Origin of the sequence: Haloprofundus halobius, assembly GCF_020097835.1 — an archaeon.
GTDB lineage: Archaea > Halobacteriota > Halobacteria > Halobacteriales > Haloferacaceae > Haloprofundus > Haloprofundus halobius.
Genome location: NZ_CP083666.1, coordinates 525,863 through 551,026 on the forward strand (window position 1 = coordinate 525,863; position 25,164 = coordinate 551,026).

Consider the following 25,164-nt stretch of genomic DNA (forward strand, 5'->3'; position numbering starts at 1 on the left):
ATATCAGAACTCGTAGCGGACGCCGGTCACCGGATACTTCCCCTCGTCGGCGTCGGCGTCGTACGCCTCGACGGCCGCGACGAGCGTGTCGAGCACGGGTTCGGGTCCCCAGCGGGCGGTGTTGAGCACCACGTCGTAGATAGAGAGGTCGTCGATGGGGATGTCGTAGTACGCCATGTACCGCTTCGACTCGCTGGCCTCGCGGCGTTCGGTCTCCGCTCTCGCCGTCTCGACGGATTTCTCCTCCCGGTCGGCGATGCGCTCGGCGCGGACCGACAGCGGCGCGTCCAGCCAGAAACGGAAGTCGGCGTCGTCGCCCGCCAGCCATCCGGCGAGGCGGGATTCGAGCACGACGCCGTCGCGCTCGGCGGCGATGTCGTAGAGGCGGCGATCCAGGTCGCGGTCTATCTGGTCGTCCTCCTCGGCGAGTTCGTTGAACTCGACGGGCGACAGGCCGCGCTCCTCGGCGAGCGTCCGGAAGATATCGCCGCCGGAGATATGTTCGTACTCGAACGTTTCGGCGAGTCCGGCCGCCGTGGTGCTCTTACCACTGCCCGGCGGGCCGGAGACGGTTAGCAACATACTCCCTCTCAGCGGGAGAAATTGAAAGGTGTTGTCGTTGCCGGCGACACCGCGAGCGCGTCACACGGTCGTCCGCGGACTGTTTCGAGAGGGTGCGGGCGCTCGGCGGGACGGGCGTCGAAAGGAGTCGAACCCGAGTGGTGACCGAACGATTACGACGTGGTCGGCGTCGTGTTGATGTTCAGCCCTTTCCGGATTATCTGGGAGAACGCCATCGAACAGAGGAAGTACCAGACGATCCACGTCTGTATCGGTCCGACGACGCCCTCTCTCCACGACACTTCACCGGCGAGCGGGATGACGATGGTCTGCAGCGTCACGTGCTGGGTACCGCCGCCGATGCCGATAGCCCAGTACATCCAGAGGAACACCGGGATGGTGAGGAACATGATCCACACCATCGGGCGGAACTGCTCTTTGAACATCCCCATCTGCTCGCCCATCGCCTCCATCTGTTCGTCCTGAATCGCCTGGAGCGCCTCGTCGTCGTCGTTCTCCTGCGCCTCCTTACGGCGGTCCTGGAGGTCCTTCATGCGCGACTGGTACTGGCCCATCTTGTCCATGTCCATCAGGTTCGCCTGCAGAATCGTCGAGTACAGACCGGTGCCCATCGCGAGAATCATCACGACGGCGTAGAAGGGGAGCATCTCGGCCAACGGTCCGAGGAAGATGTCGAACGCCCCTCCGACGACGTTGCGTACTTCCGCGACCGAGTAACCGAGGAACAATCCGACGGTGACGATCGCCGCTCCCTTGTCCCACTTCGACCACTTCGTCGTCTCTATGTCGTCGCTATCGTCCGCGGACGCGGCCGAAGACGCGGTAGACGACGTGGACGAGGACACCGACGAATCGGCGCTCCCGTTGAGACCTGCACGGACAGCGTCGGGGTTCTGAATGCGGAACCCCTCGTCGCCGTCGACGAGGATACCCTGTTCGATGAGGCGGCCCCACTGGCCGCTCGTGAGGTCGTCGCGCACGTCGATCCACCGAACTTCGCCGTTCTCGGCGCGCTCTAAGACGACCTCTATCGCTCGCTCCATCTCCGAGTTCTCGGAGACGAGCGAACGAACTCGCGATTCGACTCTTGCCATTGCCGGAGATTGGCCACCACCGGTTAAGAAGCTTTTACTATCGTCTCGCCCGCTCGAACGTTCGAGCGACCGTGAACTCCCGCTCGCCTCGGGCGTCGGCGACCGGTCTCAGGCGTCGGCGACGACCGATTTCACGTCCTCGAACACCTCGTCGGGCGTCTGTTCGCCGTCGACTTCGACGAGTTCGCCGTTGTCGCGGTAGTACCGGATGACCGCGGCGGTGTTCTCCTCGTAGACGCGGAGTCGCTCGCGCACGACGTCCTCGGTGTCGTCGTCACGCTGGACCAGACGCTCTGCGACCTCGTCGTCTTCGGGCATGTCGAACTCGACGTGGTAGATGTCGCCCGTCTCGGGGTCGAGACGGCGGCCGGTGAGACGACGGACGAGTTCGTCGTCGCTCACGTCGAGATAGACGACGGCGTCGAGGTCGGTGATGTCGTCGAGATACTCCGCCTGCGAGAGGTTCCGCGGGTAGCCGTCGAGGACGAACCCCGAGGCGTTCGAGAGCGCCTCCTCGACGATCTCGTTGACGACCTCGTCGGGGACGAGTTCGCCCGCGTCCATGTACTCGCGCGGGGTGCCGTACTCGGTCTCCATGTCCTTGTTCGCCCGAAGCGCGTCGCCGGTCGTCACGTGTTCGAGGCTGAATTCCTCGGCGAGTCGCTTGCTCTGCGTCCCTTTGCCAGCGCCCGGTGCACCGAGTAACAACACCTTCTTGTCGCTCATATTGGTCTCATCTCCCTCCGGGGATAAAGACCTGAAGATAGCCACCGATACCACCCGAAGGGAAAGCCCGAACCGCGCGGATTTTTGCCGTTCGCCCGCAACACTCCGCGCATGACCCGATTCGACGCCAACGACCCGGCGGAACGCCGAAAGCTGTTCGCCGACGCGGTCTCCGCGCACCGCACCCGCGCCAGCGACTTCCTCACGATTCAGGTCGACGCCGCCGAGGACCCCGAACTGGACGACGAAGCGGTCGACGACCCCGCACCGCCGTGGGTGCAGTTCTTCCAGCAGACGGTGAACGTCGACTGCACCGACGCCGAACTGGAGCGACTCAAGAGACTCGTCGGTGACTACCCCGAGTTCCGCATCGACGAACTGGAGCAACCCGAGGAGGCCGAGGGGACGAACGTCCGCATCACCGCCCGAGCCGACCCGAATCGGTTGGCGGAGTTCTTCGAGCGCACCCTCCGCGAGGTGTACGGCTATGCCGAGGATTATCGCGTGTGGGTTGTCGCCGTCTGAGTGTCGCCGGGCGCCGTCTCTCCGCTCTCCCTGTTTCGGATGCTGAAACATATACGACTGCTCTCCGTATCCCGACTATGAGCGGACCCGAGTCGACACGCGAGACGTCGCTGTTCGCCCGGCCGGTCGTCCCCGTCGCCAGCGTTGACGACGCCGAGACGACGGCGCGGGCCGCACTCCCCCGAATCGCCGCCGTCGGCGGCGAACTGCTCGCGCTCCACGTCGTCGAGAAAGCCGGCGGCGTGCCGGACAAAGCGTCCGTCGAACAGCGCGAAGAGGTCGCCGAGGAGGCGTTCTCGGTCATCCGCGAACTGGCTGCCGACGCCGGCGTCGACGTGGAGACGCGCGTCGCCTACGGCACGGACGTCGCGGAGACGATTCTCGACGTCGCTCGCGAGGAGAACGCCTCCGCCGTCGTGTTCACACCGCGCGGCGGAAGCAAGTGGGCGAAACTGCTGACCGGCGACGTCGCCGACGCGCTCGTCGGAAACGCCGACCGACCCGTCGTCGTGTTGCCCGCGTCCGAGTAGTTCGGTTCCGTCCTCGGACGTCGGTTCGTCGAACCCGAACGTCCGGCGTTCCGGCGAACTACGTGTTCCAAATTACTTAAACGGATAGCGCGGTATCAGTCTGCTATGTCACCTCCTGGAACAGCACCGCTTGGACTCTCACCGGTCTGGTACGTCCATGGCTGACGAGGAACTCGCGAAAGACCTCGGTCCGCTCGCGGCGCTGACTATCGGCGTCGGGACGATGATCGGCGCAGGTATCTTCGTTCTTCCGGGGACGGCCATCCAACAAGCCGGTGGGTTCGCCGTCGTCTCGTTTCTGATCGGCGGCGCGATCGCCCTTCTGACGGCGCTTTCGGCCTCCGAACTCGGGACCGCGATGCCGCGCTCGGGCGGCGCGTACTTCTACGTCAACCGCGCACTCGGGCCGCTTTTCGGCTCCGTCGCAGGGTGGGCCAACTGGATGGGACTGGCGTTCGCCTCGGCGTTCTACATGGTCGGCTTCGGCGAGTACATCGTCAACATCTCCGGCGGGTCACTCACCATTCCGCTCGTCGTGCTGTCGGTGACGATACCCGTGAGCGTGAAGGGAACCGCGCTGGCCGGCGCGGCGCTGTTCGTCTTCATCAACTACGTCGGCGCGAAGGAGACCGGGAGACTACAGAACGTCATCGTCATCGTCCTCGTGGCGATTCTCGCCGTGTTCACTCTCGTCGGGTCGCTCCGCGCCGACCCGGCGAACCTCCCGGCGAGTCGAGGGTTCGGACCGACGATAACCACCACCGGCCTCATCTTCGTCTCCTACCTCGGATTCGTCCAGATCACCTCGGTCGCAGAGGAGATCAAAGAGCCCGACAAGAATCTCCCACGGGCGGTCATCGGTAGCGTCGTCATCGTGACGGCCATCTACGCGCTGGTGCTCATCGTGATGAGCGGCGCCGTCGAACAGGGCTTCATCGCCGAACAGGAGGCCGCGGGCGAGATCGCCGTCGTCGAGGTCGCAGAGATCATCCTCGGTCCGGCCGGTGCGGTGGCGATGTTGATCGGCGGACTGCTCGCGACCGCGTCCAGCGCGAACGCGAGCATTCTCGCCTCCTCGCGCATCAACTTCGCAATGGGTCGCGACGCCATCGTCACGCCCAAACTCAACGAGATTCACGAGCGATTCGGCACGCCGTACCGTTCCATCGCCGTCACCGGCGGGTTCATCCTTCTGTTCGTTCTTGTCGCTCCGATCGAGACGCTCGCGACGATGGGAAGCGTCCTCCACCTTATCATCTACGGCCTGTTGAACATCGCGCTCATCGTGATGCGCGAGGCCGACGTCGCGGAGTACGAACCCTCCTACACCGTCCCGTTCTACCCGGTCACGCCAATCGTCGGGTCGATTCTCTCGTTCGCGCTCATCGCATTCATTGAACCGCGCATCACTATCGCCTTCAGCGCGGTGTTCGTCGGATTCGCGATGCTCTGGTATCTCTTCTACGCACGCTCGCGAACCACCCGCCAGGGCGTCCTCAGCGACTACATCCTCAGTCGGGCCGACGAGATGCCCGAATCCGCCGTCTCCGCGGCGACGTCGGTCAAACCCGACGGCGGCGACTACCGCGTGATGGTCCCGCTCGCGAACCCCGAGCACCAGACGGACCTCATCACGCTCGCCAGCGCCATCGCCAAGCAGCAGAGCGGCACCGTCGTCGCCGTCAACATCCAGCAGGTGCCAGACCAGACCTCGCTGGAAGCCGCCCGACGGCAGGGCGACTACGACGAGGCCCACCGCATCCTCGAACGCGCCCGCGACGACGCCGAGACGCTCGGCGTCCCCGTCGAGACGCACACGATTCTCTCGCATCGGACATTCGAGGAGGTGTTCGACGCCGCGCGGACGTACGACGCCGACGTCACCGTCATGGGGTGGGGACCGGACGCTCACGGCTCGCCGGGGCGCGCCGAGAGCGCCATCGACGAACTCGCGAGCTCGCTCCCGTGTGACTTCCTCGTGCTCCGAGACCGCGGCTTCGACGCCTCGCGCATCCTCGTGCCGACGGCGGGCGGTCCGGACTCGGACCTCTCGGCGGCCGTCGCCAAGATGCTCCGCGCGGAGTACGGGTCGACGGTGACGCTCCTGCACGTCGCCGACGACGAGTCCGAGGGTCGGGCGTTCCTCGAAGGGTGGGCGGCCGACCACGAACTCGACGACGCCGAACTCGCCGTCGAGTCGGGTGACGTCGAAGAAGCAATCGGTCGCCACGCCCAGAACGCGACGATGCTCGTCGTCGGCGCGACCGAGCGCGGCCTGCTCTCGCGAGTGTTCACCGACAGCCTCGTGTTGAACGTCGTCGACGAGGTAGACTGTTCGGTGCTGCTCGCCGAGAAGAAGCGGACGCGGACGCTGCGCGAGCGGCTGTTCGGCAGCACCTGAACGAAAAAAGCGGAGTACGGTTTTCTCGGTCTCAGCTCTCGACGACCGCAGGATCCGTCAAATCCGCCGCCATCACGAAATCGGGTTCGTCAGAGACGCCGACACGCGCGTACGCCGTGTCGCTCACCCAGCGCACGCCCTCCGGAATCAACACGCGAACCTTCTCGGCGTCGGCGCTCGCGGCGTCGCGGGCAATCGCTCGGTACAATGCCCGCGCCGCCTCGTCGTCGCTCCACGCGCCGACGGCGTACTCGGCCCACGTCTCGGGCTCGCCGTCGTCGCCCGGGCGGTCGTACGTCCGGTTTCGGAAGGTGAACCCGCGGGTGCCGTCCTCGCTGGCGACGAACAGACGGTCCTCGTCGGCCGCCGCTCGGAGTCGCTCGCGGGTCAGTTCCGACACCGCCCACGACTCGTCGGCGTCGAGGGCGAGTCCCTTCAAGTCGCTTCGGGCGTCGCTGCCGGTCCAGAACGACCACGCGGCGTCCGCCTCCGCGACGATGGGGAGGTCGGGTTCGGCGTCGGCCTCGGGCGTCGGCATCCCCCAACGGAACTCCGCACAGGGGCCGAATCCCGCCGCGCGCGACTGGCCCAGACCCGCCACGTTCCACGAGAACACCATGTTGCGGGCGACGGTCGCGCCTCGGTCTCTCGCCCACCGAAACAGCGCCTTCGACAGATGCATCGACGCGCCCTGGCCCCGGTAGTCGGGGTTGACGCGCATCCCCTGCGCCCACGCCTCGTACTCCGAGAGCAACACGCCCTGACAGATGCCGGCGAGTTCCTCGGAGGGACTCTCTTGGTCTCCCTCGGCGTCGAGGACGAACGTCCGCTGGCGCTCGCCGTCGCCGGCAATCCAGTCGTGGTAGACGTGATGGATGTAGTCGGAGCCGCCGCGGTCGGCCCACGTCTCGATCGTGAACGCCGCCACCGCGTCGTAATCCTCGGGTCGTGCCTGTCGGACGGTCAGGTCCACGGCTTGGACTCCTCTTGCAGTTCACCGACGAGGTTCCGCCCCATCGCGTCGGCGGGGTCGCCGAGGTTCGCGAGCGCCCACATCAGTTTCACCTTCGCCGTCCCGGGGAGGGTGTCGCCCGCCTCGACGACCCCCGCGTCGAGCAGGTCGCGACCGGTGTCGTAGACGCGGTCGCAGACGCGGCCCGCGATACACTGGCTGGTCATCGCGACGACCGTTCCGTCGTCGACTAACTCCTCGATACGGGGAATGAGGTCGGTGTGGACGTGACCGAGTCCCGTTCCCTCGACGACGACGCCGGATTTGCCGTCGAGGTAGTCGAGTGCTGCGGGGTCCATCCCGGGCGTGAACTTCACGAGTTCGACCTCGCCGTCGATGTCGGGTGCGATAGAGAGGTCGACCCCGCCGCGCTCGGCGTGCTCGCGTCGGAACGTGACCGCCTCCGTCTCGTAGTCGACCTCGCCGAGCGGTTTCGCGCCGACCGTCTCGAAGGCATTGCGACGCGACGTGTGATTCTTGCGTACGCGCGTACCGCGATGGAGCGCGCAGACGTCGTCGCTCTCGGTGCCGTGCATGCAGACGAGCACCTCCGCGCAGTCGGATTTTGCCACCTCGACGGCACAGACGGCGTTCATCACGTTGTCCGAGGAGGGGCGATCCGCCGAGCGCTGACTGCCGGTGAAGACGACGGGAACCGGCGTGTCGAGCATGAACGACAGCGCCGACGCGGAGAACTGCATCGTGTCGGTGCCGTGCATGACGACGACGCCGTCCGCGCCCGCTTCGACCTCCTCGTGGACCGCCCGCGCGAGGGCTTGCCAGACGTCGGGGGTCATGTTCTCCGAGAGGATGTTGGCGACGACGCGGCCGCGGTAGTTCGCCCGGCCCGCGAGGTCCGGTACGGCGCGGAGCACGTCCTCGGCGTCGAACTGCGCCGTCACCGCGCCCGTCCGGTAGTCGACGGTGGAGGCGATGGTACCGCCGGTGGAGATGAGCGAGATCGTCGGCAGGTCGTCGTCGAACTCGATTTCGGAGCTGTCGCCCTCGTCGGACTGGGCGTCCTCGACGTCGAACACCCCGGATTCGAGCACTTCCACCTCGGCGTCCTCGCGCTCGATACCGACGTTGTAGCCGCCGTCGAGTTTGACGACGAGGTGGTCGGCCGTCGTCGACGGCATCAGCACGCCCTCGTTCGTGACGCTCCCGCGCTCGACGCGGATGCGGTCGCCTGCGTTCATACTCGCGGCTACCTCCGCGGCGGACTTGAATCCACTCGTTCGCGGGCGACTTCCGGCGCCGACGTCTCGGTGCGAGGTGAGCTCTACTTCCCTCGTTGGTGCCGGCAGAACGAACACAAAAGTGATGCCGGATGCACACTCATCGTCCGATATGTCCTCGCACACGAATCCGCCCCCCTCCGACAGCGACGACTCGCCCGGCCGACTCGGCCGCCTGTTCGCGCCGAAGGCGTTCCTCCTCGCGCTCGCGCTCTCGCTCGTCGGCGTGTTCCTCGGCGGTCTCGTCCCCGTCGTCGGGGCGATACCCGGCGTCGACCTCCTGCTCCGCGCGCTGGGCCTGTTCGCCGCCGCGTTCGTCGTCGGCCTCGTCTCCGAGAGACCCCGATACGTCGAGGTCGCACTCGCCGGCGCGCTCGTCGGCGTGTTCAGCGTCGTCCTCTCGACGCTCGGGGCGTTCCTCCCCGTCGCGGTGAACGTCATCTCGGAGTACGGCGTCGAACTCGGCGGCGTCGGTGCGGCCGTCGGCGCGTTCGTCACGCTCCTCGGCCACTACTTCGGGCGCGATCTGCGCGACGGCGTCACGCGAGAAATTTGAGCCGCGAAAACGCTCACCAGCGTCGCGGTCAGCGGACGCTCCACTGGTCGTTTCGGTGTGCGAGCAACCCGCGCTCGTACAGTCCGTCCAGTACCTGCTCGACGACTTCCGGCGGCGCGCCGACCTCCTTGGCGACGGCCAGCGTGCTCGTCGCACCGCCGGCGACGGCCGCGAGCACCTTCGCGTAGAACCGACTGTCGGCGTCGGCACCGATGCGTTCGTTCAGACGGTCGAGTACGTCGGTCATCCGACCGTGGACCCACCGCTGGGCGAGTGAGAGTTCGTTCTCGATGGTTTCGAGGCGGCCGAACTCCTGTGCGAGCGATTCGAGGTCGTCGCCGTTCTGACGGGGCTCGGCGTCGATGCTGAGGTGCGAACAACGGCCGGTCAGTTCGAGCGTCGGACTCGCCGGGTACGCGCTCTTCGTGCCGAACCCGTACGGCGAGACGTTCACCTCCAACCGGACGTTCTGGGCGATATGGAAGTACTTTCGCCGCTGGTCGTCGGTTCGGCTCTCGACGAGACCGGCCTCCTCCAGCTTTCTGAGATGGTCGATGACGGCCTTGGGACTGACACCGAGGTACTCGGAGATCTCCGTGACGTAGCAAGGCTTGTGCGAGAGCAGGCGAAGGATGCGCCGCCGGTTCTCGTTGCCGAGGAGATCCAGAAGCACCGCAGAGTCCATGACAACAGGTAGGCCGGCAGAACTGAAAAGGCTGACTCCCGTCGTAGCCGACCATGTCGCGACGCTACCCCGTCGACTGTCGGTCCGGAGTCCGCGTGACGGCTCGCGTCGTATCGACGGGTCGCGGTCCTCTCCGAAGCGGCCACGAGGGGGTGTCCTCACCGCCCGCGACGGTTTGGTGCCGCCGCTACGTGTCGGATTCGGCGCTACGGACGTCCTCTTTGCCGAGCGCTTCTCCGTCGACGCGGGTCGTCGAGACGTCCGGTGGTCGCTCGTCGTCCGGCGACTCGCCCTCCAGTCCGTCGCCGGGTTCGTCGACACCGTCGCCGGGTTCGTCGTCGTCGCTCTCGGCGTCGTCGTCTCCAACGGCGTCACCGAGCGTGGCGGGGTCTTCGCCCGGCGCCTCGGGGACGGGGTCACCCGACGTCTCGGCGGCGGTCGGGTCGGTCAACTCTCGTCCCTCCGAGGAGTCGTCGGCGTTGTCGCTCCCGTTGGCGCGGCCCGGAAGCTCCTCGGGCGGTCCGGCGTGCTGACCGGGTCCGGCGAGGTCAGCGTGGGTCTCCCTCGTCTCGCTGCGGAGCGACGAGAGGCGACTGGCGTTCGCGTCGACTCGCTCCGCCGCCGCCTCCGTCGCGTCTATCGAGACGGTCAACGCGCTCAGTTCCCCGTCCAGTTCGCCGAGGCGACCGTAGTACTGCGACTCCGACAGCGTGTCGTTCTCCGCCGCTGCGTCCAGCGCGTCCCGGCGTTCGCGGAGGTCGACGAGTTCGACTTCGAGACGGTCGATTCGGCGCTCGACGGCTCGCTTGTCGCCGTTCCGTTCGAATCCGGCCTCCCACTTCTCGTTGGCGACGACGCCACGGGTCTCGGCGGTCGTCGAGTGAACGAACGAGGTGACGTTGTCACCGAGTTCGCTTCGACCGTCGTCTTCGATCTGTTCTCTCGTCTCGACGTCCGACGCCGAGGCGGCGCCTGGCACGGTCGCGACGACGACGAACACCGCGACGAGGAGGGCGTAGACGGCTTTCATCGAATTCCGGTACCCCACGCGCGCCCATAAACACGGTTCTCCGTTCGTTTCGTTCACCTCGGGTTTCGTTCCGTTCAGCGCGCCCGCAATCGCCGCGGCGAAACCTGCGTTCGCCTGCAACAGTGTAATCCGACAGTAATCCCCTCTTACTCCCGGACCGTCGCCCCGGAGAACCGGTCGAAGAGATTCGCCGCAATACCCACCGAGACGAGCGATATCGCCACACTCGCGACGACGAGTGCCGCCCCCGGCTCGTACCGGAGCGGCGGATGGTAGCCGAACAGGTAGTCGAAGATGTCGTTTACTAGTGCCAACGTGAGCGCGAACGCGAGCGCACCTCGCGTCGTCGCTCCGATGCGCGCGATGAGCACCGCTTCGACGACGAATCCGAGGTGCGTGAGCAGGATTCCCCAGTAACTCCACAGCGACGAGAGGCCGAAGCCGAAGTAGAGGTCGGGGCGGAGGTTCAACGCGACGACCGTCCAGAGGCCGAACTTCACGAGCCAGACGACAGACAGCGTGTGAAGGTAGACGAGCGGGCGGTTCAGCGGCGCGTCGTCGAGCGACCGACCGAGGTTCGGTAGCAGCGTCGCCAGCGAGAGCGTCCCCAGCGCCAGTGCCGTCGGCGAGTCGCCGTACAGCGGCCACAGAAACGTCGATATCGCGGGCATCGTCTCGACGTAGTAGCGGACGCCGACGAGGAACGCCGTCGCGTTGACGACGAGCAACCAGACGAGACTCGGCCCGTTGCCGAGGTAGTACTCGACGTACCGGTCCGGGATGGGACGTACGCCCGCCATTCGTCGGAGGGAAGAGCGGTACCGGGTAAAAGCTGTCGAGACGTCGACCGACGTGCGACGGCCGCGTTCAGGCGGGCAGGTCGGCGGCCTGCTCGGCGCGCCGCCTCGCCTGCTCCAACTGGCTTCTCAGACGCGCCTCGGTTGTCTCGGCGAGCGCCCACCCGAGTGCGTCGAGACTCTCGCCTGCGACGCCCAGCAGGTCGGCGAGCACCTCCAGTCGTTCGCCCACGTCCTCGGCGTCGCCGCGTTCGACGAGTTCGAGCGCCTCGTCGACGAGTCGTCTGGCGTGTCGCAGGAGCGCCAGCAAGAGCTCCCGCAGCGGCCCGAGTTCGTCGACGGCGTCTCGAACCCCCGTCCGTATCTCGTCCAGTATCGACCGCAGAAACGTGAGGAACGAGCGGTTGCCGGTCTCGGGGGTGTCGATGGTGAGCGGTCCGTCGCCCGCCGTTCCGTCCCTCCCGGGTGTCACGCGGAACACCCCGACCTCGCCCTCCTCGTCGGTGATTTCGGCGGTGTAGGTCCCGTGTCGGTTGACGTAGATGCCGAACCGGTCCTCGCCGTCGGGTTTCCCGTCGTAGACCGGTCCGGCGACGTCCTCTTCGACCCGGACGTTGGCGACGCCGGCCTGCTCGGAGGCGTCGGCGCGGACTTTCACCGCCTCCTCGTTCGGGACGAGGGTGACGACGCCGTCGGCTCCCGCGGTGTACGTCCCGCCGTCGAACTCGAAGGTCTCGGCGTAGGGAGCGCGTCCCGCGCCGTTGACGGTGAGTCGGTGCGACTCGTGCGTGACGTCCGAGAGCGAGACGACGCCGTTCCACGTCGGGACGGCCGTCGGGTTCTCGCTTTCGAGCAACGCGACGCTCTCGACGTTCGATTCCCGAAGCGACGGCGGCGTCGGCGGTCCGTCTCCGGTCGGCGTCTCGTCTGTCGGCGTCGACGCTCCCTCGCTCGCCCCGTCATCACTCGCCCCGTCGTCCGTCTCGTCGCCGCTCGACTCGCTACCGTTTGCGCTGTCGGAGGAACCCGGCGGCCGCGTCGTCAGTTCGCGGACGACGCCGACGACGCGGTCCCCGGTGTCTCCGGAGCCGTCGCCGCCGACGCCGCCGTACCGCTCGGCGAGCGTCGCGCGGTGTTGCGGGTCGGTCACGTCGGCGACGGGGTCCGTGAAGCGCGACTGCGTCCACGGGGCCGTCGTCGCCGTGAGGTGGTCGGCGACGGCGTCCTCGACGAACTCCGGGACGGTGAACTCGAAGCTCAACTGCGGTCCGGTGAACCCGTCGATGTGTCGGAGCTCCTTGATGGTGGTCAACTCGTACCCGTGGTCCACGTCCTCGCGGTCGTCTACCTCGAAACCGAAGGAGAGGCCGGTCTCCCGCAACGGAACGCCGTTGGGGGGGTTCGCCAACTCGGCGTAACTGCGGACGACGAGCGACCCCGACAGCAGGTCCTCGGCGGAGACGTTCGGGAGTTTCTCGTGTTCGTACAGCGGCGCACCGTCGAGTTCCGGGACGAGATACGGGAGTCGAAGCCCCTCGTCGCGCGGGAGTCCGTACGCCGCCGGGATGTCGACGGTTCGGTCGCCGACTTCGACGGCCTGGTTCGTGATATCGGCGATGAGTCCGTCGCCGGCGAGTCGTTGAAACGTCCGCGGTCGCTCGTTGACGCCGAGCGCACTCGCGTGCGACCCGACCTCCGAGAGGACGTTCGGTCGGGTCGTCTTCGGGTCGATGAACTCGTTGTTCGGCACGGAGTCTGAGTGGGCGCTCCCGGTGTACAGTACCGGGTCGCCGGTCTCACCGTCGACGAACACCTGAAACAGCTCCCAGTCGTGCCAGTGGAAGTTGGTCGTGAACTGGTCGAACGCGGAGTAGAGCCAGTACTGGACGACCGACAGCGACGAGTCGCGGTAGTCGACGACGTTATAGAACACCGCCGGTTCCGGCGGTGCGTCGGCTTCGCGGCGGTCCCTCGTGTATCCATCGAGTACGTCGAAGCCGTCGACGACGCGCTCGCCGTCGTGCTCGCTCTCGTAGCGACGCGGGTCGGTCGGGAACCACAGTTCGCGGGCGTCGAAGTGGACGTCCGGGGCGAACTGCTCGGCCAGCGCGCGGTGTTCGGAGGCGACTGTGGACTCCGACGACGCGTTCGACGGCGCTTCCGTGGGGCCGAGTCCCTCGACGCTCTCCTCCGAAGAGAGGACCGCCCCGGCGGCGGTGCCGCCGCCGACGGCGAGGGCGAGTGCACCGAGCCTCAGGAGGTCGCGCCGCTCGACACCGTCGTTCTCGGTCGAGTCGTCGATAGTACGCTCGTCGGTGGCCGTCCGTCGGTTTGCAGTCGTCCCTTCGTTCGGGGCCGTCGCTTCGTCGTCGGCCGTCCGTTCGCCGTCCGCTCGCTCGCCGCCGAGCGGCCGCTCCTCGTGGTTCGTCGTCGGTCCCTCGCTCGCATCGTCGAGACGGTCGTCGTCGGACATGGCCCTCGGTTTGGTCGGCCTTTCAGACCGCTCGTTATGACTTTGTTGGTCGCGGGAGAGACGGCGGGCGATTCCACCTCTTCGGATGCGAAGGCTAGTTACGGTCGGCGGCGAAGCTACGAGTATGCAGGCTGCACTCGTCGTTCTCGACGGCTGGGGACTCGGCGACCACGACCGGGGAGACGCCGTGAAAGCCGCAGCGACGCCGAACTTCGACCGGTTTCGCGAGAGCGGCGCGTACGGCACGCTCGACGTGAGCGGTCGCCGCGTCGGACTGCCAGACGGACAGATGGGCAACAGCGAAGTCGGCCACCTCAACATCGGCGCTGGTCGGGTGGTCAAGCAAGCGTACACCCGAATCAACGACAGCGTCGCCGACGGCTCGTTCTACGAGAACGATGCCGTGAACGACGCGTTCGACTACGCCGAGGAACACGGCGGGCGGATCCACTTCATGGGCCTCGTCAGCGACGGTGGCGTCCACTCCGACCAAGAGCATCTGTACGCACTCATCGAGGCGGCGGCCGACCGCGGCGTCGAGGCGGTTACCCACGCGTTCACCGACGGCCGCGACACCGACCCGAAAGGTGGTGTGGATTACCTCGCGTCGCTCGAAAGCGTCGTCGACGACCACGGTACCGGCGACGTGGCGACGGTCTCGGGTCGGTACTACGCGATGGACCGCGACCAGAACTGGGAGCGGACCAAACGTGCTTACGACGCCATCGTCAACCGCGACGCAGAGTACGAAGCGCTCTCGGCAGTCGGAGCGGTCGGGAACGCCTACGAGCGTGGCGACACCGACGAGTTCGTCGAACCGACGCTCGTCGAGAGCGGGCCGGTGCTCGAAGACGGCGACGCGGTGTTCTTCTTCAACTTCCGGTCGGACCGTGCTCGGCAACTCGTCCGGATGCTCGGCGACGTGCGTCCCGAGTGGCCGTTCGAGACGACGCCGCCGGAGATTCATCTCGCGACGATGACCCAGTACGACAAGACGTTCGACTTTCCGGTGGCGTTCCCGCCGAACCAGCCGCGGAACACGCTCGGCGAGGTGCTCACCGACAACGGTCGCACGCAGCTACGGCTGGCAGAGTCCGAGAAGTACGCTCACGTGACGTACTTCCTCAACGGCGGTCGTGAGGTGGAGTTCGACGGCGAGATTCGGCGCATCGTCGAGAGTCCCGACGTGCCGACGTACGACGCGACGCCCGCGATGAGCGCCGAGGAAGTGACCGACACGGCGCTGTCGATAATCGGGTCCGACGACCCCGACGTGCTCGTGCTCAACTACGCGAACCCCGACATGGTCGGCCACACCGGCGACTTCGCCGCCGCCGTCGCGGCGGTCGAAGCCGTCGACGAACAGCTCGGCCGACTGCTCGATGGCGTCCTCGCCGCGGGCGGACACGCGCTCGTCACCGCAGACCACGGCAACGCCGACGACATGGGGACGCCCGAGGCTCCGCATACTGCCCACACGTACAATCCCGTCCCGCTCGTTTACCTCTCTCCGGCGGGCGACGACGGCGGAAAGCGGGTTCGTGAGGGCGGCTCGCTCTGTGACCTCGCGCCGACGCTGCTGTCGCTCATCGGCGTCGACCAGCCGCCGGAGATGACCGGCGAGTCGTTGCTGGAGTGACTGGCGAACAGGCGACGACGAATGTCGAAGGCGTACGAATCGCTCGAACTCCTCGAACCGCTCCGTGACCGGGCCGTCGCACACCCGCCTCTCCGGTTCACGGCCGCGCTCAGCGCACGGGGAGGGTTGGCCCCGTTCTCCGTTATGAATCTCAGGACGGGACCGACTATCGGAGTTTCACGTTCCGCTCGGACGCGTAGCGATAGAGCGGTCCCGCCAGGAGCAACGCGCCGACGACTGCCGCGGCCGCGACGAGACGGATATCGAATAGTCCGGTCAGCGAGTCGGTCGTGAGCGCGCCGAGCGACCCACCGACGAGCACGCCCCCGACGACCCACGGAGTCTCGCCGAGCGCGGTTCCGAGCAGGTACGACCGGAACCGAACGTCGGCGATTCCCGCGCCGACGGAGACAATGTCCGACGGGGCCGGAAAGAGGCGGCTCGCAGCGACGCTCCGGACGTCGCCGGTCGTGTCGACGAACCGCTCGCCCGCCGCGGCGAACCGGCCGCTGCCACCTCGGATGTGACGCCCGAAGAGGTACGGCGGGACGCTGCTCACGGCGACGAGAGCCAGCGCGATCGGAACCCAGGTGAGGTCGTGGGTGTAGCCGACGACGACAGCCAGAAGGGTCGTCGGCCACGCGAGAAGCGGCCGGACGAGCGCGACGAGCGTCAACACGGCGACGAACCGAACCGGGTCGGCCGCGAGCCATCGGAGACGCTCGAACAGCGCTTCGGGCGAGACGAGCCACGCGGCGAGAGCCGTAATCGCAACCACCGCGCCAGTCGACACGAGAAACGTGCGGCGCGACACTCAGAGACACTGCTCCGTTCGGACGGCGGTGTGCGATGCAACGGTGTCGCAGTTCATACACCGGCTTCACGGTCCGCCGTCATACCCCTTATGCCTGAATTGAGGGTCTCGCTGTGAGGAACGAACCCGCTCGAGTACGCGGAATGGTTAACTCACACGCGCCGAAATCCGGTGACGTGACCGACGACGGTGACGCACTCGACGAATCTGCGGGTTCGGCGGACGCGACGGGGAGTCTCGCCGCCACTCGCGGCGAGCGCATCGAACTCGCCCTCGACCTGCTGGCGCACCTCGAACACGAGGAGTTGGAACTCCCGGCGGTCATCGACCGTATCGAGACGGTGACGACGGACCCGGCGACGACGCGCGAGATTCTCGACGAAGCCGAAAAGCGAGGAATCATCGAACGCGACGGGGCACGAATCCTGACGCGCCGCGGCGGGACGTTCGTCCGCTTCGAGAGTCAGGTCGTCACGCGGGACGGCGAGTTCGACTGTCGACGCTGCGGCGCGAGCGTCTCGACGGGGCACTTCATCCGGTTCGAGACGGGCGAACTCGGGCCGTTCGGCTCATCGTGCATCAGAAAAGTCACCGGACGAGAATGACGCGCCGAATCGGAGACGACGACCCGTCGGTCGCCTCACCGCCCGCGGCTGAGTTCGTCGATGAGTCGCTCGACGAGTTCGTTCTGTCGCTGGAGTTGCTCGTTCTGTCGTTGGACCGTTACTGTCAGCGTCTCCACCTGTGCCCGTAGTTCCTCGATACCGTCGCCCGTGTCGGTCGTCTCGGTCGTCTCGGCCGTTTTGCTTGCCTCGACCGCCTCGACGGACGCCGCCGTCTCGTCGCTCGCGGACTCGAATCCGGACCCCTCGAACGTCGCCGAGGCGGAGGAAGTCGCCGACTCCGGTTCGGTCACCGCCTCGGCGGCGACGCCGCTCGCCGAGTCCGCAGCGCCGTCGTCGAGGTCTACAGGGTCGTCCGGTCGCGTCGCGTTCTTCGGTTTCTCGCTCAGTTCGGTCGGGTTGGCCGTCAGCGGCGCGGGGCCGTCGCCGAACGAGACGTTCTTTCGGTCCTGCGACGGTTCGGCCTCCGACTCCCGAGCCTTCGCCTTTCGGAAGGCGTCGAGCGACGGGACGTCGTGATAGGTACAGAGGGCGTCTGTCAGCGTCTCGCGGACCGCGCGCGCGTCGTCGTTCGGAGCTTTGAATCGCTCCTGTCGGCTGCCGAGCGTCAGCACGATGGAGGTGGCGACGCTGCCGTCTTCGAAGGTGAGGTCGGTCACGTCCGCGTAGTGAAACCCCTCGAAATCCTCGTCCCAGACGGGCGCGCCGATGTGTTTGACGACCCGGTCGCTCGTGACGACGAGCGTGAGTTCGCTGAACCGGAACGTCTGTTTCACCGTCTCGCCGGGGTCGGTGATTCCGGCCGCGCTGAGGATGCCGGCGAGTACGGGGTGGAGCGCGTCCTGGAGGCGTTTGGACGGCAGGGAGAACGACTGTTCGCCGTCGAGACCGTAGTCGAGCGTCACGGTCGCTTTTCGCGACGCGCGCCCGCCTTCGGAGACGGAGATGCGTTCGGCGTCGTGCGGGTACTGTTCGACGGACTCGTCCGAGAGTAATCCCTCCGAGCGGTAGATGAGCGTTCGCGTGGGCGTGACGAACAGTCCGTCCTCGCCGCCGAGGTTCACCCGGGCGGCGACTGGTTCGTCGTCCAGTTCGGTCTGGACGAGTTCCGGCAGGCTCATGGCAGGGGTGTCCCGGCCACACGTGATAAATTCAGGGGGTGCGACGGCGAACAGGAACACCGGCGTGAAACCGCCCCGCCGTGGACCGATATGGGAAGGTTCAAGAGTCTCATCGGACAAGATGGAACTGAGCCCGGGTGGCTTAGCTGGACATAGCGCCGCACTCATAGGGTTCTGAGATTCGGTGCGGTATCGCCTTGGAAGCCTCCGCCCCATGGGGCCTGCCGAGCCTCTGACCTGGGATATGCGGAGATCGTGGGTTCGGAGCCCACCCCGGGCATTTTTCGACAGTTCGACTCGACGAGTTCTCGGCTCTTCGACCGGAGACACGCTCGTCCCTGCCGTTCGATAGTCGTTCGATCCTTCGGTGAGGGAAGGCTCGGCTCACCTCGCGACAGTTCACAAAAAGCGTCGACGGCGTACGAAGCCGTTTCCCCACTACACAAAACGACCCGGGCTGACACGACCCGGACTCTGACACACCACGGCGACCGGTCGATGGTCGCCCTCGAGCGCCGTCGGATGGGCGCGGGAATCCGCGCCGCGACGGCGACTCTGCTACTTCGTAGGGTCGAACCCACCATAGTTTCGAGGTCCATACTCTCTTCGAATTTCGGCCGAACCACCTGTTAAATCTGGTTTGGGGGTCACTAATCGGCCATCGAGGCTCGAACAGGGGGTTCGTCGGCGTCGCCGTCACCTCCCTCGCGAGTCGCGTCCGCGTCGACGCGTCGCAACCGGACGACGACTTCGGAGCCGTCTCTCACGTCGTCTGCCACGACGCGCCGCCGACCTCGAACGCCGTCGCACCGAGCGCTCCAACCGCGAGCGTGAGTCCCGCCAGCAGTACCTTCGTCCCGATGCTCGTCCGTTCTCCGACCGCCGGACAGAGTGCCCTCGCCAGAAAACAGCCTCTCTATTCTGTCGTTTCGTCTTCTACTGGACGCCGCTCGGCGGCGGCGCTTCGGTGCTGTTCGATTTTCGGGTCGCCGGATACAATCGTTCGATCGAAAGTACTGTCAACTTATTTGATAAATCGAGGCGTCCTCCCGTCAGCCCGTGCGTTGTCGTATTGGAGAGGGGCGAATAAGACATTCTATCTCATAGTCAGTTACACGAGAAATTACATTAGATCGTGCATAAATGGTCGATCACCCCTTATGACACCCCTTCGTGGAGCGGCCTCTGCGACGGTGAGCGCGCCGAGTCTCACACTCCTCGTTCCGACTGCGGGCCGTCTCCTCACACCAGGCGAAGTTACAAGCCCCGGTGCAGGCTATCTGTATCCGATGGGTTCGAACACCGCGACGGACGCCGAACAGACGCCCGCGGGTCACCCGACGGCCGGGCAGACGTGGTTCGACGTCATAGAGGACGTCATCGACACCGAAATCGACAGACAGGAGACCATCGAATGCCGCTTCGAGCAGTTGGAGGTCGACGTCCCGCTGCGAATGGAACCGAACGCCGAAATTGCTCGATGGCGGTTCGACGGTACCGTTCGCGTCCACGTCGAGGGAACGCGCGGCCCGCTCTCGGAGTGGCTCAGATTCTGGTACAGCCGACTCTCGTAGCGCAGTCGCCTCCGACGCCGTTCGAGGAACCGGCGGCGAGAAAGTGATATGCCGGCTCTCCGTACTCGGGTCTGTGAGTCCGCTCCGTCGACGGTCGCTCGTCTTCGTCGTCAGTTGCCTACTCGTCACCGCCGGCTGTCTCGGTGCTCCGTCCCTTCCGCCTTCGAACTCCGACGACAGCGTCGCCCCCGGCGCGGGGGACGTTCCGCTCCCCGGCGAAGGACCGAACCGGACCGCCACCGTCGTCGACGGTGACACGGTGAAAATCGCGTACCCCAACGGAACCCGCGACACCGCGCGCCTCCTCGGCGTCGACACGCCCGAGACGTACGGCGAGAGCGACCCCGACGACTTCGAGGGCGTCCCCGACACCGAGACTGGCCAGGCCTGTCTGAACGACCACGGCGAACGCGCCACCGACTACGCGACTGAGACGCTCCTCGACCGGGAGGTGACACTCCGGTTCGACGCGAACGAACCGCGGCGCGGCTACTACGACCGCCTACTCGTCTACGTCGTACTCGACGGTACGGATTTCAACTACGGGCTCGTCGACGAGGGGTACGCCCGCGTCTACGACAGTCAGTTCACGGCACGTGAGCGCTACTACGACGCCGAATCGGACGCCCGAGCGGACGGCCGCGGTCTGTGGGAGTGCGCGACCGACGCCGAAGCTGAGACCGACGGTGGGTCGTCCGAGACGGCCGATCGCTCTGGCGACTCGCCGCTCGTCGTCGCCGAGATCCACGAGGACGCCGTGGGCGACGACCAGCAGAACCTCGACGACGAGTACGTCGTCTTCCGGAACGACGGCAGCGAGACGCTCGACCTGACGGGATGGACGGTGAACGACGAGGTGGGCAAGGAGTACCGTTTCCCCGACGGGTTCGCACTCGAGCCGACCGAGACGGTGACGCTCCGAACCGGCGACGGCGAGGACGGCGATGGAACGCTCTACTGGGGGGCGAGCGCCCCGGTGTGGAACAACGACGGCGACGAGGTGATCGTCAGAGACGGCGCCGGAACGGTCGTCGCTCGGCGGTCCTACTGACGGCTCTCGCGGGCGCGGGGTCGGAAGAGTGGGGAGGCGTTCAGACCGCGCGACCGGTCACGTCGGTGCCGACGAGGTACGTTCCGGCGGTGAGCAACGCGGCGGCGACGACGAGGACGATGCCGCCGACGACGCCGGCGAACGTCGACGAGGGGAGTGCGGTCGGCACGAAGCCGAGCGTTCCGACGACCATCATCCCGAGGCCGAGCGTACCGTTTCGTGTTACGTCCATACTCCGGCTATATCGTCGTCCACATAATGAATTTCGTTTTCGGTCCGCCGGCCGTCTCGCCTCTCACCGGTGCTGGTCGGGTCTCACCGCTATGAGTCGGGTTTACCGGTCCTGGTCGGGTCTCGATACGCCGACGGGCAACGATTATGTCGTCGGCCTTCCACCGACGTGATAACGCGATGAGCATCGACATCGAGGCCGACCTCCGCTATCCGACGAACGCCGACGACTGGGTGGAGACGCTGCTCATCGGTGCCGTGCTGATACTCCTCGGCGTCCTCGTCCTCCCGATGTTTCTCGTTCTGAGCTACTACCTTCGCGTCGCGCGTTGGAGCATGCGCGGCGAGGAGCGCCCGCCGTCGTTCACCGAGTCGGGAGCGCTGTTCGTCGACGGTGTGAAGGCGGCCGCCGTCCTGCTGGCGTACCAACTCGTCCCACTGCTCGCCTTCGCGTTCACGTCGGTGCTCGTGTTGATTCCGGTGCTGAGCGACGGCAACGTGGCGATGCGTGTGAGCGTCCTCGGAATCGTTGCCGGAATCGCCATCTCGTCGCTTCTCTCGCTCGTCTTCGGCTACTTTGGCGTCGTCGGGATGCTCAACGTCGCCCGCGAGGGGACGCTCCGTGCGGGGTTCGACTTCGGCCGCGTCCGTCGCGTCGCGTTCGACCGCGAGTACGCGGTACGGTGGCTCTACGCGTTCGTCCTGCTGCTCGGGGTAAACGTCCTCATCGGTGTCGTCGCCGTAATCCCGGTCGTCGGGTGGCTCGTGGTCCCGCTGGCCAGTTTCTACGTGGGTATCGTCGCCTCCCGAATCTACGGCCGCGGGTACGCCCGAGCGCTCGACGACGGAGCGCGGGCGACCGACGTCTCCCCGAACGAGACGGTCGCGTAGCGCCGCTCTTCCCGTCGCGACGCCGCGTTACTCCTTGAACCGCTCGCCCGCCGGAATCACCACGTCAAGCCAGTTCTCCTCGGGCGGGAGCGGGCAGGCGAACGTCTCGCTGTAGGCGCAAAACGGGCTGTACGCGAGGTTGAAATCGAACACCACCTCGTCGCCGTCTTCGAGCTCTCGGTTCGGTTCGAACTCCATGTACCGCCCCCCGCGGTACGTCTGCTGGCCGGTCGTCTTGTCGCGGAACGGGACGAAAAGCGAGTTCGATTCGTCCGATTCCTGACGGTAGCCCGCGAGCGTCTGTGTCTCGCCGCTGGCTTCGAACTCGAACGTCACCACGCGGAGATAGCGGACGTTCGGGCCGTTCGTCGTCTCCATCTCGACGGGGTCGGGTTCGTCGTAGGTGGTCACCGTCGCCTCGACGCGGTACTCTGGGTCCGGGTCGAAGTAGTCGAGCCCGTCGAACGACTCGCGCTCTTCCGGCGGTATCGGTGACTGCGGGTGGTCTGCGAAGAAGTCGTCCTTCTGTTCACGCTGGTGTTCGACCTCCGCGCGCCACTCATCGGCGCCGAGGCCGGAATCGCGTTCGCTGTCGCTCATGCGATTGCGTTGCCGGTCCCGACACAAATCGGTTGGGACCGCGGTCCAGTTCGGCGGTTCGTGACGCTTAGTTCGACTTCGCGTCGGCGAGACGCCGGAACTGCGCGTCGGTGAGTGAGATATCGCTCGCGACGAGGTTCTCCTCCAACTGCTTCGTGGTCCGCGCGCCGACGATGGGCGCGGTCACCTGCTCGTGGTGCAACAACCACGCGAGGCTCACCTGCGCGGGCGTCGCACCGACCTCCTCGGCGACGGCTTCGACGGCCTCGAGCGCGTCGAAGTTCTCCGGGGTCAGGTAGGAGTCGGCGAACTGCTGGTCGTTGGCCGCCCGCGAGTCCGTGGGCGGTGTTCCGTCTCGACTGTACTTCCCCGTGAGGAAGCCGCCCGCCAGCGGCGACCACGGGACGACGCCGACGTCGTAGTGGTCGCACATGTCGAGGTAATTTCCCTCGATTTCTCTGTTCGCCACGTTGTAGCGCGGTTGCGACAGCGAGAACGGTTCGTAACCGCGCTTGTCCGCCAGTTCGTTCGCCATCGCCACCTTCCAGGCGTTCGGTTCGAGCGTCGACGCGCCGAGGTAGTTCACCTTGCCGTCGCGGACGAACTCGTCGAGCGTCCGCATGAACTCCCGCGCTGGCGTGTCGTCGTCCCAGCGGTGGACGTAGAGCACGTCGACGTAGTCGGTGCCGAGGCGGTCGAGAATCTCGTCGACGTTGTTTCGGAGGTGTTTACGGCTCAGTCCGTGGCCGTTGGGGTGGTCGCTCGTCGGCCAGTAGATTTTCGAGGCGACGACGAACTCCTCTCGGTCGCGGTCGGCCAACCAGTCGCCGATGTACTCCTCGCTGCGCCCCTCGCCGTACATGTCGGCGGTGTCGATGAACGTGCCGCCGGCGTCGGCGTAGGCGTCGAGCAACTGGTGGGCGCGGTCGCGACCGACCTCCACCTCTCCGTCGTCGTTCTCGCGTCCGAAGCGCCACGTGCCGAACGCGAGTTCGCTCACCTTCGTTCCCGTACGGCCGAGCGGAACCGTGTCGAGCGTCATGCGGTGTAGTGCGGCGACCGGGCGCTAAAGTCGCCCGATTCGACGGCGGACGCGAGCGAACCGTGCCGCACGGAGTAAACGAAGCGTAGAGAGCGTGTACGTGAACCCGTGAACGGCGAGGCGAGAGCAGGATAGAGGAGCGAGGAGAGATAAGAGAAAATGCGGGGACGAGTAGGGGGACCGGGGACGCGACGCGGTTACTGCTTGTGGCCGTGGCCGACGACGAGGGCGACGACGTTGGCGACGAACAGGAGCGGGAGCAGTTCCATCCCGACGCCGAAGACGGTCTCCCCAGCGATGAGCGGAATGTAGAAGAACGGCAGGGCGATGGCGGACCAGAAGGCCGTGAACTGCACCGGCCGGGTGAGGATGCGGCTACCGAGGCTGTTGGTCAGTTCGTCGAGGAGGCTGTTCGATTGGTGGGGGCGTTCGTTCTTGAGTGGGGAGGAGTTGGACATGGGACCTCTCGCTCTTCTCTATAGCTCAAGGGGTCATATAGGGGGGAGAGCGTTGAGCCGAGTTCGGTCAGTTTTAGCGCTGACCAGTTCCCTAATTGACCCTTCACGAAGCGATGAGAGATCGTTTAAAGGTTTATCGAGCGCGCTCATCCTTCTTCTCCGGTAATTATTGACTGTCTCTCGTTACGGACTGTTTTCGCTGATTGAACGAACTGAATGGCTCGTCCAGCGCGGCGCGGGGGAGCGACGGCCGTCGCGCGTCGCTCGAGCGACGACGGCGAGCAACACAGCTACGAAGACGAGACCCACCAACCGACCGTATCGAGGCCGGGTGTGGTCGTCCGCCGACCGACTTCCGAACGTCCCGAGCAGTCCGAGCGGAAACATACCTCCTGTAGGGGTCGTAGACACAAAAACCACCGGCTGCACAACAGTCAACCGCCGGGAGTCCGAGAGTAGCCCATGCCAGACGTGCGCGTGCTGAGTTGCGGCGGAACGATTGCCAGCGAACCGAGCGAGACGGGGGCAGCGCCGGCAAAACGCGGCGAAGAACTGGTGGAGGCGGTACCGAAACTCGACGAGTACGCGACGGTCAGCGCCGAGGAGATCGCCTCGCATCCCGGATTCGACATGCAGTTCGACGACATCGCCGCCGTCGCGGCGGCCGTCGCCGACACGCCCGAGGTCGACGGGTTCGTCGTCACCCACGGTACCGACACGCTCGCCGACACGGCGTACGCGCTCTCGCTTCTGCTCGACGCCGACGCGCCCGTCGTCGTCACCGGGTCGCAGCGTCGCTTCGACGAGGTCGGCTCCGACGCGCCGGCGAACCTCCTCACCGCGGTCAGAGCGGCCGCCTCGCCCCGACTTTCGGGCGTGGCCGTCGCGTTCGACGACGAACTCCACGCCGCCCGCGACGTCGAGAAGACCCACACGAACGCGTTGTCGACGTTCAAATCGCCCGGAAAAGGCCCCATCGCGACGTTCACGCGCTCGGCGATGCACGTCCACCGCGCCGCCGAGAGTCGGTCCTCGGAGGCGGCGTCGCTCCCCGGAGGGGCTGTCGCCGACGCGTCGGCCACCGTCCCGGTCGTCCACTCCGGAATCGGTGTCTCCGGCGACGAACTCGACAGAGCGGTCGACGCCGGGGCAGACGGAGTCGTCGTCGAGGGGACGGGTCTCGGGAACGTCGCCAGCGGTCTCGGCGACGCCGTCGCGCGCGCGACCGAGACGGTCCCCGTCGTCGTCAGTTCGCGCTGTCACGTCGGCCCGACCGATCAGGTGTACGGCACGCCCGGCGGCGGCGTCACGCTTCGCGAGCACGGCGCGCTGTTCTCCGGTGACCTCCCGACCTCCAAGGCCCGAATCAAGCTCCTCTTGGCGCTCTCGGCGGGTATCGAAGGCGACGAACTCGCGGCGTTGTTCGACTGAGCGCTCGACCGACTCCGTCCGACCGATTCTTTACCCACGA

At 66.4% G+C, this 25,164-nt stretch carries 26 protein-coding genes and 1 tRNA gene; 11 read left to right on the forward strand and 16 right to left on the reverse strand.

Annotated features, from left to right (window positions below; genetic code table 11):
• Window positions 1-3 precede the first annotated feature (3 nt).
• The 3 genes from cmk to LAQ74_RS02795 all read right to left on the reverse strand — a co-directional run bounded on the left by cmk (window position 4) and on the right by LAQ74_RS02795 (window position 2,402).
• Window positions 4-582 (reverse strand): (d)CMP kinase, encoded by a 579-nt coding sequence (gene cmk / locus LAQ74_RS02785; protein ID WP_224334785.1) that lies wholly within the window; start codon window positions 580-582, stop codon window positions 4-6.
• A gap of 152 nt (window positions 583-734) precedes the next feature.
• Window positions 735-1,676, reverse strand: a complete 942-nt coding sequence (locus LAQ74_RS02790) for a DUF106 domain-containing protein (protein WP_224334787.1) — start codon at window positions 1,674-1,676, stop codon at window positions 735-737.
• Window positions 1,677-1,784: 108 nt separating this feature from the next.
• Window positions 1,785-2,402, reverse strand: coding sequence for an adenylate kinase (locus tag LAQ74_RS02795; protein ID WP_224334789.1), 618 nt, complete (start codon window positions 2,400-2,402; stop codon window positions 1,785-1,787).
• 111 nt (window positions 2,403-2,513) lie between these two features.
• Between LAQ74_RS02795 and LAQ74_RS02800 the strand changes: the two genes are divergently transcribed.
• From LAQ74_RS02800 to LAQ74_RS02810, 3 genes are all read left to right on the forward strand, one after another.
• The gene (locus LAQ74_RS02800; RefSeq protein ID WP_224334791.1) at window positions 2,514-2,927 is read left to right on the forward strand and encodes a DUF7975 family protein; all 414 of its coding nucleotides are present in this window, start codon (window positions 2,514-2,516) and stop codon (window positions 2,925-2,927) included.
• Between the two features lie 77 nt (window positions 2,928-3,004).
• A complete protein-coding gene (locus tag LAQ74_RS02805; RefSeq protein ID WP_224334793.1) occupies window positions 3,005-3,457 on the forward strand; it encodes a universal stress protein in 453 nt (150 codons plus the stop codon).
• A 157-nt stretch (window positions 3,458-3,614) separates the two neighbouring features.
• Window positions 3,615-5,858, forward strand: coding sequence for an amino acid permease (locus LAQ74_RS02810; protein ID WP_224334795.1), 2,244 nt, complete (start codon window positions 3,615-3,617; stop codon window positions 5,856-5,858).
• A 31-nt stretch (window positions 5,859-5,889) separates the two neighbouring features.
• On the opposite strand, the gene LAQ74_RS02815 is transcribed toward LAQ74_RS02810, so the two are convergent.
• The gene (locus LAQ74_RS02815) at window positions 5,890-6,825 is read right to left on the reverse strand and encodes a GNAT family N-acetyltransferase (RefSeq protein ID WP_224337358.1); all 936 of its coding nucleotides are present in this window, start codon (window positions 6,823-6,825) and stop codon (window positions 5,890-5,892) included.
• On the reverse strand, window positions 6,822-8,069 hold the full coding sequence (gatD, locus tag LAQ74_RS02820) for a Glu-tRNA(Gln) amidotransferase subunit GatD (protein WP_224334797.1): 1,248 nt from the start codon (window positions 8,067-8,069) through the stop codon (window positions 6,822-6,824). Before gatD ends, LAQ74_RS02815 begins: the two co-directional genes overlap by 4 nt.
• Window positions 8,070-8,220: 151 nt before the next feature.
• Here gatD and LAQ74_RS02825 point away from each other — a divergent pair, with 151 nt between their 5' ends.
• A complete protein-coding gene (locus LAQ74_RS02825) occupies window positions 8,221-8,664 on the forward strand; it encodes a hypothetical protein (RefSeq protein ID WP_224334799.1) in 444 nt (147 codons plus the stop codon).
• 28 nt (window positions 8,665-8,692) lie between these two features.
• Here LAQ74_RS02825 and LAQ74_RS02830 read toward each other — a convergent pair whose 3' ends face one another.
• From LAQ74_RS02830 to LAQ74_RS02845, 4 genes are all read right to left on the reverse strand, one after another.
• Window positions 8,693-9,349 carry an ArsR/SmtB family transcription factor gene (locus LAQ74_RS02830; RefSeq protein WP_224334800.1) on the reverse strand — a complete coding sequence of 219 codons (657 nt, stop codon included), beginning with the start codon at window positions 9,347-9,349 and terminating at the stop codon, window positions 8,693-8,695.
• A 187-nt stretch (window positions 9,350-9,536) separates the two neighbouring features.
• Window positions 9,537-10,379 carry a hypothetical protein gene (locus tag LAQ74_RS02835; RefSeq protein ID WP_224334803.1) on the reverse strand — a complete coding sequence of 281 codons (843 nt, stop codon included), beginning with the start codon at window positions 10,377-10,379 and terminating at the stop codon, window positions 9,537-9,539.
• Between the two features lie 146 nt (window positions 10,380-10,525).
• Entirely contained in the window at window positions 10,526-11,179 is a 654-nt protein-coding gene (locus LAQ74_RS02840) for a DUF1405 domain-containing protein (RefSeq protein WP_224334805.1), read from the reverse strand.
• Window positions 11,180-11,246: 67 nt separating this feature from the next.
• Complete coding sequence (locus LAQ74_RS02845) at window positions 11,247-13,649, reverse strand: hypothetical protein (RefSeq protein ID WP_224334807.1); 2,403 nt, start codon at window positions 13,647-13,649, stop codon at window positions 11,247-11,249.
• A gap of 124 nt (window positions 13,650-13,773) precedes the next feature.
• Here LAQ74_RS02845 and gpmI point away from each other — a divergent pair, with 124 nt between their 5' ends.
• Window positions 13,774-15,288, forward strand: coding sequence for a 2,3-bisphosphoglycerate-independent phosphoglycerate mutase (gpmI, locus tag LAQ74_RS02850; protein ID WP_224334809.1), 1,515 nt, complete (start codon window positions 13,774-13,776; stop codon window positions 15,286-15,288).
• Between the two features lie 166 nt (window positions 15,289-15,454).
• Here gpmI and LAQ74_RS02855 read toward each other — a convergent pair whose 3' ends face one another.
• Window positions 15,455-16,066: a TVP38/TMEM64 family protein gene (locus LAQ74_RS02855; RefSeq protein WP_224334811.1), complete on the reverse strand. Its 612-nt coding sequence runs from the start codon at window positions 16,064-16,066 to the stop codon at window positions 15,455-15,457.
• A gap of 212 nt (window positions 16,067-16,278) precedes the next feature.
• Here LAQ74_RS02855 and LAQ74_RS02860 point away from each other — a divergent pair, with 212 nt between their 5' ends.
• Window positions 16,279-16,707, forward strand: coding sequence for a DUF5830 family protein (locus LAQ74_RS02860; protein ID WP_425498505.1), 429 nt, complete (start codon window positions 16,279-16,281; stop codon window positions 16,705-16,707).
• Between the two features lie 35 nt (window positions 16,708-16,742).
• Here LAQ74_RS02860 and LAQ74_RS02865 read toward each other — a convergent pair whose 3' ends face one another.
• Window positions 16,743-17,846 (reverse strand): DUF7115 domain-containing protein, encoded by a 1,104-nt coding sequence (locus LAQ74_RS02865; RefSeq protein ID WP_224334813.1) that lies wholly within the window; start codon window positions 17,844-17,846, stop codon window positions 16,743-16,745.
• A gap of 131 nt (window positions 17,847-17,977) precedes the next feature.
• Between LAQ74_RS02865 and LAQ74_RS02870 the strand changes: the two genes are divergently transcribed.
• A tRNA-Met gene (locus LAQ74_RS02870) sits at window positions 17,978-18,126 on the forward strand.
• 370 nt (window positions 18,127-18,496) lie between these two features.
• On the opposite strand, the gene LAQ74_RS20300 is transcribed toward LAQ74_RS02870, so the two are convergent.
• Complete coding sequence (locus tag LAQ74_RS20300) at window positions 18,497-18,625, reverse strand: hypothetical protein (RefSeq protein ID WP_255647731.1); 129 nt, start codon at window positions 18,623-18,625, stop codon at window positions 18,497-18,499.
• 510 nt (window positions 18,626-19,135) lie between these two features.
• Between LAQ74_RS20300 and LAQ74_RS02875 the strand changes: the two genes are divergently transcribed.
• Together LAQ74_RS02875 and LAQ74_RS02880 are read left to right on the forward strand one after the other, a co-directional pair.
• Window positions 19,136-19,420 carry a hypothetical protein gene (locus LAQ74_RS02875; protein ID WP_224334815.1) on the forward strand — a complete coding sequence of 95 codons (285 nt, stop codon included), beginning with the start codon at window positions 19,136-19,138 and terminating at the stop codon, window positions 19,418-19,420.
• A 73-nt stretch (window positions 19,421-19,493) separates the two neighbouring features.
• Entirely contained in the window at window positions 19,494-20,471 is a 978-nt protein-coding gene (locus LAQ74_RS02880; RefSeq protein ID WP_224334817.1) for a lamin tail domain-containing protein, read from the forward strand.
• 40 nt (window positions 20,472-20,511) lie between these two features.
• On the opposite strand, the gene LAQ74_RS02885 is transcribed toward LAQ74_RS02880, so the two are convergent.
• Window positions 20,512-20,703: a DUF8178 family membrane protein gene (locus tag LAQ74_RS02885; RefSeq protein ID WP_224268473.1), complete on the reverse strand. Its 192-nt coding sequence runs from the start codon at window positions 20,701-20,703 to the stop codon at window positions 20,512-20,514.
• 179 nt (window positions 20,704-20,882) lie between these two features.
• Here LAQ74_RS02885 and LAQ74_RS02890 point away from each other — a divergent pair, with 179 nt between their 5' ends.
• Entirely contained in the window at window positions 20,883-21,593 is a 711-nt protein-coding gene (locus LAQ74_RS02890) for a DUF4013 domain-containing protein (RefSeq protein WP_224334819.1), read from the forward strand.
• A 27-nt stretch (window positions 21,594-21,620) separates the two neighbouring features.
• Here the strand turns inward: LAQ74_RS02890 and LAQ74_RS02895 are convergent, their stop codons facing one another.
• From LAQ74_RS02895 to LAQ74_RS02905, 3 genes are all read right to left on the reverse strand, one after another.
• Window positions 21,621-22,193: a DUF1684 domain-containing protein gene (locus LAQ74_RS02895; protein ID WP_224334821.1), complete on the reverse strand. Its 573-nt coding sequence runs from the start codon at window positions 22,191-22,193 to the stop codon at window positions 21,621-21,623.
• Between the two features lie 67 nt (window positions 22,194-22,260).
• Window positions 22,261-23,235 carry an aldo/keto reductase gene (locus LAQ74_RS02900; RefSeq protein WP_224334823.1) on the reverse strand — a complete coding sequence of 325 codons (975 nt, stop codon included), beginning with the start codon at window positions 23,233-23,235 and terminating at the stop codon, window positions 22,261-22,263.
• 197 nt (window positions 23,236-23,432) lie between these two features.
• Complete coding sequence (locus LAQ74_RS02905; RefSeq protein ID WP_224334825.1) at window positions 23,433-23,693, reverse strand: DUF8028 family protein; 261 nt, start codon at window positions 23,691-23,693, stop codon at window positions 23,433-23,435.
• A gap of 462 nt (window positions 23,694-24,155) precedes the next feature.
• Between LAQ74_RS02905 and LAQ74_RS02910 the strand changes: the two genes are divergently transcribed.
• Complete coding sequence (locus LAQ74_RS02910; RefSeq protein WP_224334827.1) at window positions 24,156-25,124, forward strand: asparaginase; 969 nt, start codon at window positions 24,156-24,158, stop codon at window positions 25,122-25,124.
• Window positions 25,125-25,164 lie beyond the last annotated feature (40 nt).

Coding starts and splice junctions, on each gene's coding strand:
- cmk (WP_224334785.1), bottom strand. CDS start 582: ATGTTGCTAACCGTCTCCGGCCCGCCGGGCAGTGGTAAGAGCACCACG.
- LAQ74_RS02790 (WP_224334787.1), bottom strand. CDS start 1,676: ATGGCAAGAGTCGAATCGCGAGTTCGTTCGCTCGTCTCCGAGAACTCG.
- LAQ74_RS02795 (WP_224334789.1), bottom strand. CDS start 2,402: ATGAGCGACAAGAAGGTGTTGTTACTCGGTGCACCGGGCGCTGGCAAA.
- LAQ74_RS02800 (WP_224334791.1), top strand. CDS start 2,514: ATGACCCGATTCGACGCCAACGACCCGGCGGAACGCCGAAAGCTGTTC.
- LAQ74_RS02805 (WP_224334793.1), top strand. CDS start 3,005: ATGAGCGGACCCGAGTCGACACGCGAGACGTCGCTGTTCGCCCGGCCG.
- LAQ74_RS02810 (WP_224334795.1), top strand. CDS start 3,615: ATGGCTGACGAGGAACTCGCGAAAGACCTCGGTCCGCTCGCGGCGCTG.
- gatD (WP_224334797.1), bottom strand. CDS start 8,069: ATGAACGCAGGCGACCGCATCCGCGTCGAGCGCGGGAGCGTCACGAAC.
- LAQ74_RS02825 (WP_224334799.1), top strand. CDS start 8,221: ATGTCCTCGCACACGAATCCGCCCCCCTCCGACAGCGACGACTCGCCC.
- LAQ74_RS02830 (WP_224334800.1), bottom strand. CDS start 9,349: ATGGACTCTGCGGTGCTTCTGGATCTCCTCGGCAACGAGAACCGGCGG.
- LAQ74_RS02835 (WP_224334803.1), bottom strand. CDS start 10,379: ATGAAAGCCGTCTACGCCCTCCTCGTCGCGGTGTTCGTCGTCGTCGCG.
- LAQ74_RS02840 (WP_224334805.1), bottom strand. CDS start 11,179: ATGGCGGGCGTACGTCCCATCCCGGACCGGTACGTCGAGTACTACCTC.
- LAQ74_RS02845 (WP_224334807.1), bottom strand. CDS start 13,649: ATGTCCGACGACGACCGTCTCGACGATGCGAGCGAGGGACCGACGACG.
- gpmI (WP_224334809.1), top strand. CDS start 13,774: ATGCAGGCTGCACTCGTCGTTCTCGACGGCTGGGGACTCGGCGACCAC.
- LAQ74_RS02865 (WP_224334813.1), bottom strand. CDS start 17,846: ATGAGCCTGCCGGAACTCGTCCAGACCGAACTGGACGACGAACCAGTC.
- LAQ74_RS02875 (WP_224334815.1), top strand. CDS start 19,136: ATGGGTTCGAACACCGCGACGGACGCCGAACAGACGCCCGCGGGTCAC.
- LAQ74_RS02885 (WP_224268473.1), bottom strand. CDS start 20,703: ATGGACGTAACACGAAACGGTACGCTCGGCCTCGGGATGATGGTCGTC.
- LAQ74_RS02890 (WP_224334819.1), top strand. CDS start 20,883: ATGAGCATCGACATCGAGGCCGACCTCCGCTATCCGACGAACGCCGAC.
- LAQ74_RS02895 (WP_224334821.1), bottom strand. CDS start 22,193: ATGAGCGACAGCGAACGCGATTCCGGCCTCGGCGCCGATGAGTGGCGC.
- LAQ74_RS02900 (WP_224334823.1), bottom strand. CDS start 23,235: ATGACGCTCGACACGGTTCCGCTCGGCCGTACGGGAACGAAGGTGAGC.
- LAQ74_RS02905 (WP_224334825.1), bottom strand. CDS start 23,693: ATGTCCAACTCCTCCCCACTCAAGAACGAACGCCCCCACCAATCGAAC.
- LAQ74_RS02910 (WP_224334827.1), top strand. CDS start 24,156: ATGCCAGACGTGCGCGTGCTGAGTTGCGGCGGAACGATTGCCAGCGAA.